Source organism: Pseudomonas profundi (genome assembly GCF_008638305.1).
In the GTDB taxonomy this organism is placed as follows: Bacteria; Pseudomonadota; Gammaproteobacteria; order Pseudomonadales; family Pseudomonadaceae; genus Halopseudomonas; species Halopseudomonas profundi.
The window spans coordinates 92,025-106,129 of record NZ_VTPZ01000014.1 but is presented as its reverse complement, the minus strand read 5'-3'; the positions used below and the strand labels follow the sequence as shown (position 1 = coordinate 106,129).

Genomic DNA, 14,105 nt, shown 5'->3' with positions numbered 1-14,105 from the left:
GCCAGATGGACCACGGTTCGATGCAGAACGGTGATATGGATCATAGCCAGATGGACCACGGTTCGATGCAGCACGGCGATATGGATCACAGCCAGATGGACCACGGTTCGATGCAGCACGGCGATATGGACCACAGCCAGATGGGCAACGGTTCGATGCAGCACGGCGATGTGGACCCCAGCTACGGTGAGCCAATACAAAGCAACACGCATGGCGTTCACGACGTAAATGGAATTGCCCAGCCATCATTTATTCCGGCCTTGACTGATGCTGACCGCGCTGCTGCATTTCCGGCCATTCAAGGCCACACGGTCCACGACAAGATGCCTTACGCTTTCCTTCTGTTCGATCAGCTTGAGTATCAGGATGCTGATGCAGGCAGTGCGCTGGCGTGGGAGCTTGGCGGATGGTGGGGAGGAGACGTTGACCGAATCTGGTTGCGCTCCGAGGGCGAGCGTACCAACGGCGTCACAGAAGAAGCCGAGGTGCACGTGTTGGCGGGACATGCTATCGGTCCCTGGTGGGAGCTAGTCGCCGGCGTCAGGCAGGACTTCAAACCGGGCTCACCCCAAACCTGGGCGGCGGTTGGTGTGCAAGGAATGGCATTGTACGGCTTGGAAGTTGAAGCCACCGCTTACCTGGGCGAAGCCGGTCAAACGGCTGCTCGGCTGGAAGCAGAATATGACGTTCTGCTGACAAACCGTCTGGTTTTGCAGCCAGTGGCGGAGCTGAATTTTCAGGGCAAGGATGATGCCAGGAGAGGCACTGGCTCTGGCTTAAGCGAGGCCGAAGTCGGCTTGCGCCTCCGCTATGAGATTGTTCGTGAGTTCGCACCCTATGTCGGCGTTAGCTGGGGTAGAAGCTATGGGCAAACAGCTGACTTTGCCCGAGAGGAAGGCGAAGAAATCGAGTCGGCGCGCTTCGTCGCTGGCATCAGGATGTGGTTTTAGGATCGAACAATGAAAAAGATAGTGGGCACGTTAGTGGTGGCGTTCGCAGTGTTCGCGAGCGCTGTCGCCGGAGCTGTGTATTTTGGCGTGGTTAGTGTAGCGGCGGACGAGCCGCACGCAGAGATTGTGCATGGTTTTCTTGAGGCGGCTCGGAACCGGTCCATAGCGGTTCGCGCGGAGTCGATCGAAGTTCCCAATCTCGAAGGTGCCGATAAGGTGCAGGCAGGCTCGGGTAACTACGATGCGATGTGTGTCAGTTGCCATCTCAAGCCAGGACAGACCGCGTCGGAGCTTAGCAAGGGGCTGTATCCGTCTCCGCCCAACTTGACTCAGACCGGAGTCAGTGGGGACCCCGCGAGAACATTTTGGGTCATCAAACATGGCATCAAGGCTTCCGGCATGCCCGCCTGGGGACGAAGCATGGAAGATCGGTACATCTGGGAAATGGTGGCATTTTTGGGCGAGTTACCGTCCCTGAGCGCTGAGGAGTACCGGAAGTTAGTTGCCGCCAGTGGAGGCCACTCGCATGGTGGAGGCGAAACCGCACCACACGGTGATCATCATAGCGGCGAACAAGGAGCGGATGGCCACGCAGAGGACCATCACGGCGCGGCTGAAGGCGGTCAGCCTTCCCAAATGCAGCCGAATACACACATCCATGCCGATGGCAAGGAACATTTACATGAGCATTAAGCCCAGCAAAGCCTGGTCAGCGATAGCTCCCCTGTTCTTCGCAGCCATCCATGCTTACGCGTCGTCTCCACAGCTTACCGTCGAGGTCCACCGAGACGCCAATTGTGGCTGTTGCAAGAGTTGGATCTCGTACATGGAGTCGAAGGGCTTTGAAGTGATCGACCGAGTCGAGCAAGACATGATCAAGGTCAAGAGCGATCTGCAGGTACCCCGTCACCTCGCTTCATGTCATACAGCCACCCTCAACGGCCGGTTTATCGAAGGCCATGTTCCGGCTGCGCAAGTCATCGAGCTATCGAAGCGCTCCGACCTGGCAGGTATCGCTGTCCCTGGCATGCCGGCGGGATCGCCGGGAATGGAAGTACCCGGCATTGCGCACCCGTACGAAGTCATTGGAGTGAGTGTTGGAGAAGAAAAGGTCATAGCCACCTACCCGTGAGCCGATCCCGCAGGCGTCGATCTGGTTTTTCGGACAGATGCGTTAGCGATACACGTTTTTCCACGACCACCCGTCGCGTTCCAGTAAGGCGGTCATTATTTCACGCCGCCTGCTGCCCGATTTCATGGCTTTAGCTAGATTGATTGTGATTCCTTGTCTAGCTAGCGGAGCGAGGTCGGGGGTGGGTGCACTACTCGACGGCCTCATGGTGGACATGAAGCCACTCTCGACCATTTTCACGTACTGATCGAGCGTTTCCCGCAGCATATGCAAGGCGAGCTGTCGCTCATGCGATCCTGAGGTCTCAGCGCCGAGAAGCAGATGACAAGTTTCGTCTAGCCGGACGATAGCCGGAATGACAGCCATTTCCGGATCGCTCGCATGGAAATAATGGATGACCGGAAACGAGTGATGATTGGTGATGTGCTCTATCAACATCTCGTTCAGGTTCGCTACGTGCGAATAAAACGGATCAAACGTTTCGCCCGTCCAGCTGTTGATGAGGATGTCTTGTGGGGGTCGGCCCCATGGAGTTGACATAGAGGCTGAGCTTATTTTGCACAGTCACCGCGGACAGTACCTGCACAAAATAGGTAATGGCGGTCGTGATGAATGCGAGACCGGCGAAAGCCGCGATGTCTGTCAACAGTCGCCAAACATCTGCAGACGCTTTGTAGTCACCCACGCCAAGTGTGGCGACCGTAAAGCCGGCGTAATACAGCTTCTCAAGCGGTGTGGTCGGCGACTCGGTGCTGCTTGAGACAACCGACCCGGTGTCCGCCATTAACAGCAGGAAGAACCCCAGCCAAAGCCCAATGATCCAGACTCCCAAAATAGAAACCAGCATGCTCGGCCCGGCATATTCGAGCAGTTTTGAACCACCTCTTTTCTTCGCTGCCGCCAAAGAAAGGAGTCCATACCAGCCAGATCGTTGCTGAAGATAGACTGCCGGCTCCGCGCGTGGAAAAAACCGTTTTGATGATATCTGCAATGACCAGGACAGAAAGCACTGCACCGGCTCCCAGGAATAAGTAGTTCATCTCACCTTCTCGGTTGTCCAGGCGGAGTCCACCTCCACCTCAACGGCGAAGTTTGGCTCCGATTTGAGTATTCATGGTCGGGCTCGCCCCGCACGTACGCTACCCAGAGCTTTTCATGATGTGTGAATACTTCAGTCCGGCCACAAAGACCACGCCGCCAAAGGCGTTGCCTATCACTGACCAGAGCAAGAAAACAAAGTAACTGGCTGAGTCCTCGACTTCTCCCGAAAACACACCCATCAAAATCTCCACGGTGCCGGCAACCGAATGGTGCATGCCGCCCAGGCCAATGAGCATGGTCGCCAGCCACACACATGCAATCTGGCTTATCGTGTCGCGGTAAGCGGTGACTAACCATGCGAGTAATCCCATCAGCCAGCCGGCCGTCACACCGCTAACCAGCATGACCCACCAGGGCTTGGCAAGCAGCCGATGCGCAATGTCACCGAAAACCCCTTGATCAACTACGCCAAGTGCCGGGCCTAACACGGCCGCCATCGCTGAGAAAACCGCTGCGCCGAGTACGTTCGCAGCCAGCACAATGCTCCATAGGCGTAGCAACGCCCCTGCGCCTGCCCGACGTGATAGAACCGGCTGGATAGCTGAAGCGGTTTGTTCAGTAAACAGGGCCGAGTAACCAACCACGACGAAGATAAAGCCGATCGAATAGAGATTCGCGTTGATGAAGGTTATCGCAGCGGTTGGTAAGACGCCTTCAAACAAAGTTGAATTGATGGCCATCGCAAACGGGCCAAACCCGACATCAAGCCCTGCGGTGACTCCGGACATGAACAGCGCGATAGCTGGCCGTCTGAGCTCCTCCTCGGCGCGAGAAGTTTGTTGCTCGAGGATGGTGTGGTAGTTCTTCTGCGCCTCTTCGCGCGGATAATCCAGTCTCAGTGAACGGTGACCGCCTTCACTCGGCTTCGTTGTTTCCCGTCGCTGCTCGCTGTCTTACAGGCCCACTTCTTTACCGTTACGTAGCCGAAATCGAAAAACGGCCCGGTCTAGGCCTCTTTTTGCTAGATAGCAATGAGCCAGAGAAGTTCAGGCCGAAAGAATATTACATTTCTGTAAGCTTGGCCGCGAACGTGAAACCTCATGGTGCCTGCCGGGTCAGCTTTGTAGTAAGCCGGCCCTGACGTCCAACCAGCACAATGAGGGGAAACATGATGCCTGGGAAATTTAGCCAAGTCGCAGCAGGTGCAGTGATCGGGCTCGGCCTGATTATCTTGGTAGCGCTTATGGTTGGGCTCGGAGTTGCTTATACAGGGGCCTATAACGTCGCTGCGACCCAGGATCACCAACCTATCGTGCGCTGGGCTCTCGAAACGACCATGAGGAATTCGGTCGCTGACAGAGCAGACGACATCGAAGCCCCTCCCCTTACTGACGTTATGGTTGCTGCCGGGGCGAAACGCTACAAGGCAATGTGCCAGCACTGCCACGGCGGACCTGGTGTGGAGAAAAGCGAGTGGGCCAAAGGCATGTTGCCACAGCCGCCGCATCTTCCAGAGGTAGCCTCGGAGTGGAAGGCAAACGAAGTGTATTGGTTAGCGAAACACGGAGTGCGGATGAGCGGGATGCCGGCCTTCGGGCCAACCCATAGCGACGACCAGCTATGGGAAATCGCGGCATTTGTCAAACGCTTGCCCGGCATGACACAGGACACTTATGCCAGCTTTGAAAACTCACCAGGACACGGTAACTGAAGGAAAAACTCTATGAGCATGTCTTATTGGCGTTTCGCAGCAATGGTCGCCACCTCAACGATCATCATGTATGGCGTGATGTACCTCAATACCTACGCGTTTGAACACGTGTTATGGAGCGAAACCCGAGCCTGGATGGCGCTTGTTATGGGTGCTGTCATGGCAGTGGTAATGCTTAGCTTCATGCTCAACATGTACCAGAAAAAGCCGATCAATATTGGCATCTTCGCCGGCAGTGCTTTGCTATTCGTCGCTGCGCTATGGCTAGTCCGCAGCCAGGCCACGATCGGGGACGCAGAGTATATGAAAGCGATGATACCGCACCACTCGATTGCGATCATGACAAGTAAGCGCGCACAGATTTCCGACCCTCGCGTGCGCAAGCTCGCCGACGAGATCATCGATGCGCAACGCCGGGAAATCTCAGAGATGAAATATCTCATTCGCGACTTGGAGAGGGCCGACTGATGCTGATCCGATCACAGCACCCCACTCGCCACGCACTGCTATCGTCACTGGCATTTGCTACTGCCGTCCTCGCTGGGTGCGGCGACCCCGCACCTGGAGAGGGTATGGAAAATTCAATGATGCAAAAGCCATCGCCCGAGCTGGTTAGCGCCCAGGAAGCTATCAACAACCCTGATATTCCTGCTATCGACCCTCAGACAATGCAGGGAGCCGAGATCGTTAAGGTCTTGGGGAGTGTTCCGCAGTGTGTATTTCGGTATACCGCAGAAAGCCCTCCCATACTTGCGATCAGTCAATCCAATCAAGACGCAGGATCCCAGGCCGTGGCCAAAATTCACGGCCGCTTGGTGCAGCTGACGTCCGACCAAAAGCCAAGCTATGAAAGCTTACAACAGGGCCTTTTGTTCGCAGCGGATGGAATGACGATGCGTGTGGTGTCGGAAGAACTGGAAAAACCCGAATCAGGAAAACAAGTCACGGCGGAACTGCATTTCTCGCTCCAGCAAGGATTAAACGTAGGCTATCTAGGCTGGTATGAGTGCGACGCACCTTGATAGACGTCGTGACAGCGATCAAAGCACTGCGCGAGGCGGGTTTTACTCGATTTTTGTGGCGGATTCTTGAGTTGAGTCAGGTAACGCTTGGTTAGCGGGCGGCACACTACCCTTTTGATAGCCGTGCAGACGCGGCTAAGGAAGCGAGCGTGGTCAAATCATCATCAACGCACTCACACGAAGCAATGCCTGAAGGGCACGGTGCGGAGTTCAGAGACCCTGTTTGCGGCATGCTGGTCAAGCCGGATAGCCCGTACCAAACACATCATGCCGGAAAAGCGTTTTATTTTTGTAGTCATAAATGCCAGGTTCGTTTTGACGCGGCGCCATCGCAATATCTTCAACCCAGCCGCCCAAGCGCAGATGCCGACGCCAAGAAGGACGACAACACAGAGTACACGTGCCCTATGCACCCGGAGGTGCGGCAGATAGGTCCAGGAAGTTGTCCAATATGCGGGATGGCGTTGGAGCCGGTGCTGCCTGATCTGGAAAACGAAAGCAATCCTGAACTTGAGGATTTCTCTCGGCGGTTTTGGGGGACGCTGCCCTTCACAGTGGTTGTCACAGCTCTGGCCATGTTTGGACATGGGCTGGATGTTTTCCACGGGCAATCGCAGAACTGGATTGAGCTTGCGCTGGCTTCGCCAGTAGTGCTGTGGGGCGGCCTGCCGTTCTTCGTTCGGGGTTTGGCCTCGGTGCAACAGCGCAGCCCAAACATGTGGACGTTGATTGGTCTGGGAACGGCTGCAGCGTATGGCTACAGCCTGGTGGCAACAGTGCTACCGGGGCTATTCCCAACCTCCTTCTCCGTGGGTGGGCGCATCGGGGTCTATTACGAAGCCGCCGCAGTGATTATCTCGCTAACACTCCTGGGTCAGATGATGGAGCTGCGCGCACGCTCAAAGACATCATCGGCAATCAAAGCTCTTTTAGGACTCTCTCCCAAAACTGCAAGGCGGATCAATAGTGACGATAGCGAAGAAGACATTCCGCTGGAGCACGTTCATTTAGGCAATAAATTGCGGGTTCGTCCGGGCGAGAAGGTTCCTGTAGACGGGGTGGTCACTGAAGGAGAGAGTGCCGTCGACGAGTCGATGCTGACGGGGGAGCCCGTGCCGGTAACCAAGCGGCCAGGTGACACCGTGATCGGAGCGACCCTCAATTCCCACGGCTCACTGATCATCGAAGCGACCCGTGTCGGTTCTGAAACGATGCTATCCCAGATCGTGCAAATGGTCGCCAATGCACAACGTTCCAAGGCCCCTATGCAGCGCATGGCCGACTCGGTTGCGGGCTATTTTGTAATCGTAGTGGTCGCCATCGCCATCGCTACATTCTTTGCCTGGGGGCTGTTTGGTCCGGATCAAGGCTGGGTATTCGGTTTGATCAACGCTGTCGCGGTATTGATCATCGCTTGCCCTTGCGCATTGGGGCTCGCCACGCCCATGTCCGTCATGGTCGCCACGGGCAAGGCCGCTAACAGCGGGGTGCTGTTCCGCGACGCTGCAGCCATCGAGAACTTCAAAAAGGTTACCACGCTGATCGTCGATAAGACTGGAACCTTGACCGAAGGCCGCCCCGTTTTCGAGCACGCCGAAGGTCACGGGGAGTTCGATGCAGGCGAAGTGCTGCGACTAGCAGCCAGCCTTGATCAGGGGAGTGAACATCCCTTGGCACATGCCATCGTGGATTATGCTCGTTCGCAAGGCGTGGAGTTGGTGGCTCCAGAGGGTTTCGAGTCGGAGTCGGGTATTGGCGTCCGTGGCCAGGTGGAGGGGCGCTCACTTCAGCTCGGCAACACCGCATTGATTGAGGGCGCAGGTATCGACGTCAGCCCTCTCAAATCGAAGGCTGAAGAGTGGCGTGAGCGCGGGAGCAGCGTCATGTTTCTTGCGGCGGATGGTCGCCTCGCCGGTGCCCTGGCTGTCTCTGATCCGATTAAGCCAACATCCAGAGAGGCGGTATCGCGCCTTCATGACGAGGGCATCCGCATCATCATGGCGACAGGAGACGGTTTGACCACCGCGCGAGCGGTAGCGAAAGAGTTAAACATCGACGAAGTCCACGGGGAGGTCAAACCGCAGGACAAGGAGCAGCTTGCGTTGCGCTTACAGGCCGAAGGGCAGTTCGTGGCGATGGCCGGGGATGGCATCAATGACGCACCGGCGTTGGCCCGAGCTGATGTCGGTATCGCCATGGGAACCGGGACGGACGTCGCGATGAGCAGTGCACAGGTGACCCTGGTCAAAGGCGATCTGATGGGAATTTTACGCGCCCGCAGTTTATCGGTCTCCACGGTGCGGAACATGCGACAAAACTTGTTGTTCGCCTTCATGTACAACGGGTTAAGCATCCCTATAGCTGCCGGCGTGCTTTATCCATTTACAGGCTTGCTCCTGTCGCCAATGATCGCAGCGGTAGCGATGAGCTTGAGCTCAGCTTCGGTCGTGTTCAACGCCCTCCGGCTGCAACGCGAGTGATCACCTGGTTGTGTCTTTGAAAGATAAGCTGCCAGTCTTACTAGAATGCGAAAGGCAGCGAAGCGCACTGGGCCCTCCAGCAAGGGTAGGAAGCTCGACCTTATCCACAGCGATCGCTATCCGGGACCGAAGCTGTATGCGATGCAAATTGTCGAGCCAGTTTCTTCATTCCGCTAGCTTTTCCATTCCACATAAATGGCGACATGAGCGAGCGGGTGATGACTGTGTTGGAAAGCATGGTGCCGGCGCTTGAGGTATACAGTATCGACGAAGCCTTTGCCGATCTCTCCGGAATCGCGGACCCGCTACAGCTGGGCCGAGAGTTGCGCGCTCAGGTGTTGAAACTGACGGGCATACCCACCGGCGTCGGCATCGCCCCCACCAAGACTCTGGCCAAGCTGGCCAACGCCGCCGCCAAGAAATGGCAGCGCCAGACCGGCGGCGTAGTCGATATCTGTGACCCGGGCCGCCGGGATAAAGTGCTCAAAGCCATGCCGGTAGAGGAGGTCTGGGGCATCGGTCGCCGTATGACCGCGCACCTTGCCGGAAGCAACATCACCACCGCCTGGGACCTGGCTCAGGCGGATGCCTGGACGCTGCGCAAACAGTACAGCGTGGTGGTGGAGAAAACAGCACGGGAACTACGCGGGACGGCCTGTCTGGAACTGGAGGAGGCCGCACCACCGCGGCAGGAAATCTGCTGCAGCCGCATGTTCGGTACACGCCTGACTACCATCGAACCCATCCGGGAGTCGGTGGCCACCTACGTCGCCCGCGCCTGCGAAAAGCTCCGCTCGCAGGGCTCGCTGTGCAAACGCGTGCGGGTGAGCATTCGCACCGGCATGTTCAATCCCGACGAAGCCAAATACGCCAAGGGCGTCGTATGCGAATTGCCCTATCCATCGGACGACACTCGCCTGATCACGGCTTATGCCGTGGCCGGGCTCGGTCAGATTTTTCGCGCAGGCTATGCCTACAGCAAGGCTGAGATCTTATTGCTCGACTTGCGTCAGCGTGGTGAATTCACCGACGACCTGTTCGCCGAAATCCAGCCCGAGGCAGCCGAACGCGTGATGAACGTGCTCGATCAGATCAACCAACGCTGGGGCAGGGGCACATTGCGGCCTGCGAGCGTGCCGCGCGCGCCGGAGTGGGGGATGCGACGCGAAATGAAAAGCCCGAGCTTCACCACGCGGTGGGAAGAGCTCTGGGGCGTGCGGTGCCGGTGAGCGAGCCTGCCACGTCATCGACGCGTGCTGGAGCCCGGCGGCGGGTAGGGAATGCTGCCCTTGAGTTCATCGATGCGCTCGCGCTCGAATTGCGGCAGAGGCAGTTCGCCGTTCTCCCGCCATTCGTTGACCTTCGCTTCGGCAGTGCGGGCTTTGCTTTCGGAAAGCCCCGTATCGCCGGCCAGATAAACGGTTTGTGACGGAAAGGCGAAGCCGGTTCCGCTCTCCTGGACGATATCGGCTATACGCAGATACAGGTCTTCCTGAATCTCCAGGAAATCGTCGTAGTCCTTTGCCAGCACGTAGGAGAACACTTCCAGATTGACCGAGGTTGCGCCGAACCCGGTGAAACGTATCCGCGCCGGATCGGGGTCGACCTGCGGATGTGCGTACAGCAACGAACGAATCTCGACCAGGAGATAGCGGATCTGATCCGGGGTCGTCTCATATCGCAGGCCCAGCGTAGGGTGAAACCAGAAACGGTCGCGGTGTGCGTAGTTTTCGATGACTTGCCCCGACAGATCGCCGTTGGGAATCACCACCATGGTGCGATCCAGGGTGCGAATACGGGTCGAGCGCATGCCGATCTGCTCAATCGTGCCGACGGTATCGCCCACTTTGCAGAAGTCGCCCACCCTGACCGGCTGATCAAGGATCAGGCTTACGCCGCCGACCAGGTTTTCGACTGTCTTCTGGGCACCAAGCGCGATGGCAATACCGCCAATACCTAGCGCCGCCAGGCCTGTGGTTACATCGAAGCCGAAGATATCCAGCACACTGATCGTGCCCAACGCCAGCAGCAATACCTTGAGACTGCGCCGGAAGAACATGATCGCGGACAAAGCGCCGAAGTTGGCCCTGCGCGTCATCCGTGAAAACAAACCGTCGGCGATCACATCAATCAGTCGCCACGCCAGCAGCAGGATGGCGAACCAGGCGACCAGTACAGTCACCTGACTGAAGTATTGCCGGACGATGATCGAAATCCCTGCGTTCTGGGCCGCCGTGACGAACAGCATTACGGCAAGGTATATCCGAATAGGCTGGGCGAAGGCCTGGACCAGGCCTGCCGGGTAGTTGGGAAAGCGTCGTTTCAGAATCTGCCGCGCCGCACCGATTACCGCCGCGACAAACAGTCGGGCAATCACATACGTCAAGACCGCCAGCAGCACCATGGCCAACCAGTGGCCGATCGGCACACCTTGCCATTTGCGCTGAATCAACACGCTCGGCAACAGCTGGTCGACAGTGGTGCTCAGGTTCTCGTCGAGGCTTTCGGGCAGGTATTTCAGCGTCTCGGAGGAGATTTGCCAGAGCGGCTCGTCAGTCTCCTGGGTGCGTTCCAGGTACAGCGGTACGACTTCGTCCTCAAGCGAAACCGAGCCGATCCGTTCCATATGCGGAGCCAGCCCATCATTCAGCTTGCCCTCCGGCTGGTCGCTTAGTGCCACCGACGGCTGAACATCGCCGCCCTGATCCAGCGCTATGCGCAAACGGCGGGCAATCTCAGCGCCGCCCTGTCGGGCAATTCGCCGCGGCAGCCCGGACAGATCCAGATACTCCGCTGCCTCGTCGTAGCTTTCCTCGGCCATTGCATGGATGTAACCGCCGAAGGCCCCACGGGGAGTGGTTCGCCCCAGCGGGTCTTCGGGCACCGCTGGCTGCTCCTCGGTTGCTTCGTCAGTCGCCTCCGGGGCGGGGCCCTGGGCGGCAACCGGTCCGCCGGTCATCCAGGCGATACTGATAAACAACAGGGCTAGCAGATACTGACGAGGTCTGGGGATAGGCATAGGCGTCCTGATCAGGCAGAAATGACGAAACAGCCGAAGGCGTGTGCAATGCCCCAAGTATAGCGTTACCTGAACAGACCCCACCTGACCTCGAGTTGCTCGAGATAGCCGCCGGAGCGAGGATACCTTCGGCTTCGAGCAAGAGATTGAGGGCTAGGTCCGCTTCCAGTTGCGTTTGGCGTGCATCTGCTGCGTGCAGTTGCAATGCGTAGCCGGAATGTCGAGTTCAGCGAGCGTTGCTTCCCTGCTCGACAGGCAACACCCTTAAATCATAACTTGAACCGCCCCATCTGATCCCCGAGATCCTGTGCTAGCTTCCCGAGGGTCTGGCAATCGTCCCGGCACGCCTGGACTTCGGTAAGCGTGGCGCGAGCGAGGTCGGCGATACCCTGGACATGTTTGGTGACATCGTCAGTGACAGCTGACTGCTCTTCAGTTGCCGTAGCCACCTGTACGTTCATATCGCTTATCGAGTCGATACCGTCCGCGATGAGGCTGAGCGATTCACCTGTCTGTTGGCTTGCGGCGACGCCCTTCACGGTTGCTTCCTGAACGGCATGCATTGACCTGACCGCCTCCACGGCGCCGTCCTGCAGTTCCCTGATAATCAGGTGTATCTCCTCCGTAGACGCCTGAGTGCGGCTCGCCAGCGTTCGCACCTCATCGGCGACCACGGCGAACCCTCGTCCCATTTCTCCAGCTCTGGCCGCCTCAATCGCGGCGTTAAGGGCTAGTAGATTGGTTTGTTCGGAGACACCACGAATCACGGAAAGCACTTTGTCGATCGACGCCACCTGCGCGGCCAACCGTGTGACGGTGTTTGCGGCGTCTCCGATATCGGCAGACATTGTTTCGATCTGCGAGACCGAACGGCCTACCACTGCTTTAGCTTCGATTGCCTGGTTGCGTGCTGTCTGCGAGGACTGTGCGGCGTTGCTGGCATTAAGAGCAATATCTTGGACGGTAAGCCCCATCTCATGAACGGAGGTGGCTACCATATCGGTCATTTCGTGCTGCTTATCTGCTCGCTTTGCTGTGTCCTCGACAACGCTGGAAACCTGCCCTACGGCAGTTCCGAGTCGCAGGCTGGTTGCTTTCACATCTGCAATCAAGGTTCGGAGAGTAGCGGTAAAGCCGTTAAAGCCTCGCGCCAAATCGCCCAGTTCGTCAGCTCTTCGGTCATCGAGACGGCGGGACAGATCGCCAGCGCCTCCGCCTATTTCGACAAGTGCCGACGTGACTTCCCGAATCGGGCGCACCATGCCGCGAGCCAGCAAAACTATCAGTACAAGAAATGCCAGAGCGACCCCCAGCCCAACCAGGCTAGTTTTCCACAGCAACTGGTGCGCTTCAGCATATATCTCGTTTTCAGGCACTTCGCTAACGAGAGTAAGGCCCAGGCTATCGAGTCGCTGGGCTAAAGCTAGGACTGTCTCTCCGTTCCGCTCGAAACGGACCACGTCTGTCCCACCGGCATTTAGCGCGTCAGCAGCGCCCGGGCCAATCAGGTCCCGGAGCGGCTGGCTGTTATTCAGGGCTGCATTCGGGTGAACCTTGACCTGACCGTCCTCGCCAACCAGATATACCATGCCGTGCTCGCCGAAGCGGAAGTCACCGATCAGTTCCGACATGCTTTGCAGGCTATATCCGAGTCCCGCTACGCCTAACGTTTTCCCCTCCAGCACAATGCGTTGGTTGATGAAAAGCGTCGGCTGCTTCGTTGCTTCATCTATGTCGATATCAGCGCTGCGTTCTACGGATCCGTCCACCAGGCTGTAGAACCAGGCGTCACCTTCATTTGCACGGTCAAGGGTGCGGGTAAGGCCATCCTCCGAATAATAGTTGCCGCTTTCCAGCACAGCAATGGACGTGGTGAGCGCGTTTTGCTGTGTCTTTACGGTCGCTAAATAGCGGACAAACGCCATCATCCGCTGAGGGTTCTCTCCATAGCCGAGCCAGTCCTGAATGAGGCTGTTTCCCGCGATGCTTGCGGTGGCTGTGACCGGTACGGTCAGTGCCCGATCCAGCTCACTCCTCACAGCGGTGACTTTCGAATGTAATGCCTCGCCGATCAGATACCGGTCAACCATGTGGTTTACTACGGAAGAGTACATCGCGATGACGATAAACGTACTGGCGAGCAGGGCAGCGCCCATGCTCAGTATCAGCTGACGCTGAATGCTTCGTTTCCAGAATTGCATTGGAATCTGCTCTTGCAAGTTGCGATGTAAGGGTCGTCTATGGAGATTTGCCCGACTCGCTAGGCCCAAAATGCCTTATGCACTTGAGCCGCTTCTTCTTCCAGAAGCGGGCCGATGACGGTGACGTCTCTTTGCCCGGCGGCGAACACGTCACGGCAGGGCAGATCCAGTGTCGGGTTTTCGGGATGGTTGCCGGTGAGTTCCTTCAACCGCTTTTCGCTGGCGCCGTAAACGACCCGTCCTATGCCGGTCCAGTAGGCCGCTCCGGCGCACATGGCGCAGGGTTCAGCGGAGGTGAACAGCGTGCATTGCGCGAGGATCTCAGGCGGGTATGCCTTGCTGGCTCGGGTCATGAGCACGCGCTCAGCATGGCCGGTCATGTCCTTGTCGGGAAGGTAGGCATTCAGCTGCTCCATCAGCACCTTGCCCTGGGCATCCGTCAGGATCGCTGCGAAGGGGTGCACGCCCTGTGCTGCTGCGTTCTCGGCCAGCTTGAAGGTTTTGCGCAGCAGCGCAATGTCTTGCTCGGTATGACTCACGTAGGGGTTT

13 protein-coding genes and 3 pseudogenes are annotated in these 14,105 nt (G+C 57.6%); 8 read left to right on the top strand and 8 right to left on the bottom strand.

The annotated features are described in order from the left end of the window. Positions 1-5 precede the first annotated feature (5 nt). Genes FZE95_RS16680 through FZE95_RS16670 form a run of 3 tightly spaced genes read left to right on the top strand, consistent with a single transcriptional unit; the run spans position 6 to position 2,082 of the window. Positions 6-950 carry a copper resistance protein B gene (locus tag FZE95_RS16680; protein ID WP_223825109.1) on the top strand — a complete coding sequence of 315 codons (945 nt, stop codon included), beginning with the start codon at positions 6-8 and terminating at the stop codon, positions 948-950. A 9-nt stretch (positions 951-959) separates the two neighbouring features. After that, a complete protein-coding gene (locus FZE95_RS16675; RefSeq protein ID WP_150302005.1) occupies positions 960-1,643 on the top strand; it encodes a c-type cytochrome in 684 nt (227 codons plus the stop codon). Beyond that, positions 1,633-2,082, top strand: a complete 450-nt coding sequence (locus FZE95_RS16670) for a DUF411 domain-containing protein (protein WP_223825105.1) — start codon at positions 1,633-1,635, stop codon at positions 2,080-2,082. Before FZE95_RS16675 ends, FZE95_RS16670 begins: the two co-directional genes overlap by 11 nt. Positions 2,083-2,124: 42 nt before the next feature. Here the strand turns inward: FZE95_RS16670 and FZE95_RS16665 are convergent, their stop codons facing one another. From FZE95_RS16665 to FZE95_RS16655, 3 genes are all read right to left on the bottom strand, one after another. Next, complete coding sequence (locus FZE95_RS16665) at positions 2,125-2,520, bottom strand: hypothetical protein (RefSeq protein ID WP_150302004.1); 396 nt, start codon at positions 2,518-2,520, stop codon at positions 2,125-2,127. A gap of 34 nt (positions 2,521-2,554) precedes the next feature. Further along, a complete protein-coding gene (locus tag FZE95_RS16660) occupies positions 2,555-2,986 on the bottom strand; it encodes an ion channel (RefSeq protein ID WP_150302003.1) in 432 nt (143 codons plus the stop codon). Between the two features lie 235 nt (positions 2,987-3,221). Next, positions 3,222-3,974 carry a formate/nitrite transporter family protein gene (locus FZE95_RS16655; protein WP_223825108.1) on the bottom strand — a complete coding sequence of 251 codons (753 nt, stop codon included), beginning with the start codon at positions 3,972-3,974 and terminating at the stop codon, positions 3,222-3,224. Positions 3,975-4,291: 317 nt separating this feature from the next. Here FZE95_RS16655 and FZE95_RS16650 point away from each other — a divergent pair, with 317 nt between their 5' ends. The 5 genes and pseudogenes from FZE95_RS16650 to FZE95_RS16630 form a co-directional block, all read left to right on the top strand. After that, positions 4,292-4,834 (top strand): c-type cytochrome, encoded by a 543-nt coding sequence (locus tag FZE95_RS16650; RefSeq protein ID WP_223825104.1) that lies wholly within the window; start codon positions 4,292-4,294, stop codon positions 4,832-4,834. Between the two features lie 12 nt (positions 4,835-4,846). Then, on the top strand, positions 4,847-5,302 hold the full coding sequence (locus FZE95_RS16645) for a DUF305 domain-containing protein (protein ID WP_150302001.1): 456 nt from the start codon (positions 4,847-4,849) through the stop codon (positions 5,300-5,302). A gap of 104 nt (positions 5,303-5,406) precedes the next feature. Next, positions 5,407-5,856, top strand: coding sequence for a hypothetical protein (locus FZE95_RS16640; RefSeq protein WP_150302000.1), 450 nt, complete (start codon positions 5,407-5,409; stop codon positions 5,854-5,856). 185 nt (positions 5,857-6,041) lie between these two features. Continuing rightward, the gene (locus tag FZE95_RS16635; protein ID WP_150302025.1) at positions 6,042-8,336 is read left to right on the top strand and encodes a heavy metal translocating P-type ATPase; all 2,295 of its coding nucleotides are present in this window, start codon (positions 6,042-6,044) and stop codon (positions 8,334-8,336) included. A 185-nt stretch (positions 8,337-8,521) separates the two neighbouring features. Continuing rightward, positions 8,522-9,565, top strand: a pseudogene (locus tag FZE95_RS16630) (DUF4113 domain-containing protein); the annotation flags it as partial. Between the two features lie 14 nt (positions 9,566-9,579). Here the strand turns inward: FZE95_RS16630 and FZE95_RS16625 are convergent. The 5 genes and pseudogenes from FZE95_RS16625 to FZE95_RS16615 all read right to left on the bottom strand — a co-directional run bounded on the left by FZE95_RS16625 (position 9,580) and on the right by FZE95_RS16615 (position 14,095). Beyond that, on the bottom strand, positions 9,580-11,355 hold the full coding sequence (locus FZE95_RS16625) for a mechanosensitive ion channel family protein (RefSeq protein ID WP_218573680.1): 1,776 nt from the start codon (positions 11,353-11,355) through the stop codon (positions 9,580-9,582). A gap of 97 nt (positions 11,356-11,452) precedes the next feature. Beyond that, positions 11,453-11,566 (bottom strand): annotated as a pseudogene (locus FZE95_RS19820) (efflux RND transporter periplasmic adaptor subunit); the annotation flags it as partial. A 58-nt stretch (positions 11,567-11,624) separates the two neighbouring features. Continuing rightward, entirely contained in the window at positions 11,625-12,353 is a 729-nt protein-coding gene (locus tag FZE95_RS20135) for a methyl-accepting chemotaxis protein (RefSeq protein WP_397387141.1), read from the bottom strand. Between the two features lie 129 nt (positions 12,354-12,482). Beyond that, a pseudogene (locus FZE95_RS20130) lies at positions 12,483-13,445 on the bottom strand (cache domain-containing protein); the annotation flags it as partial. 170 nt (positions 13,446-13,615) lie between these two features. Further along, positions 13,616-14,095: a nucleoside deaminase gene (locus tag FZE95_RS16615; RefSeq protein WP_150301997.1), complete on the bottom strand. Its 480-nt coding sequence runs from the start codon at positions 14,093-14,095 to the stop codon at positions 13,616-13,618. Between the last annotated feature and the right edge of the window lie 10 nt (positions 14,096-14,105).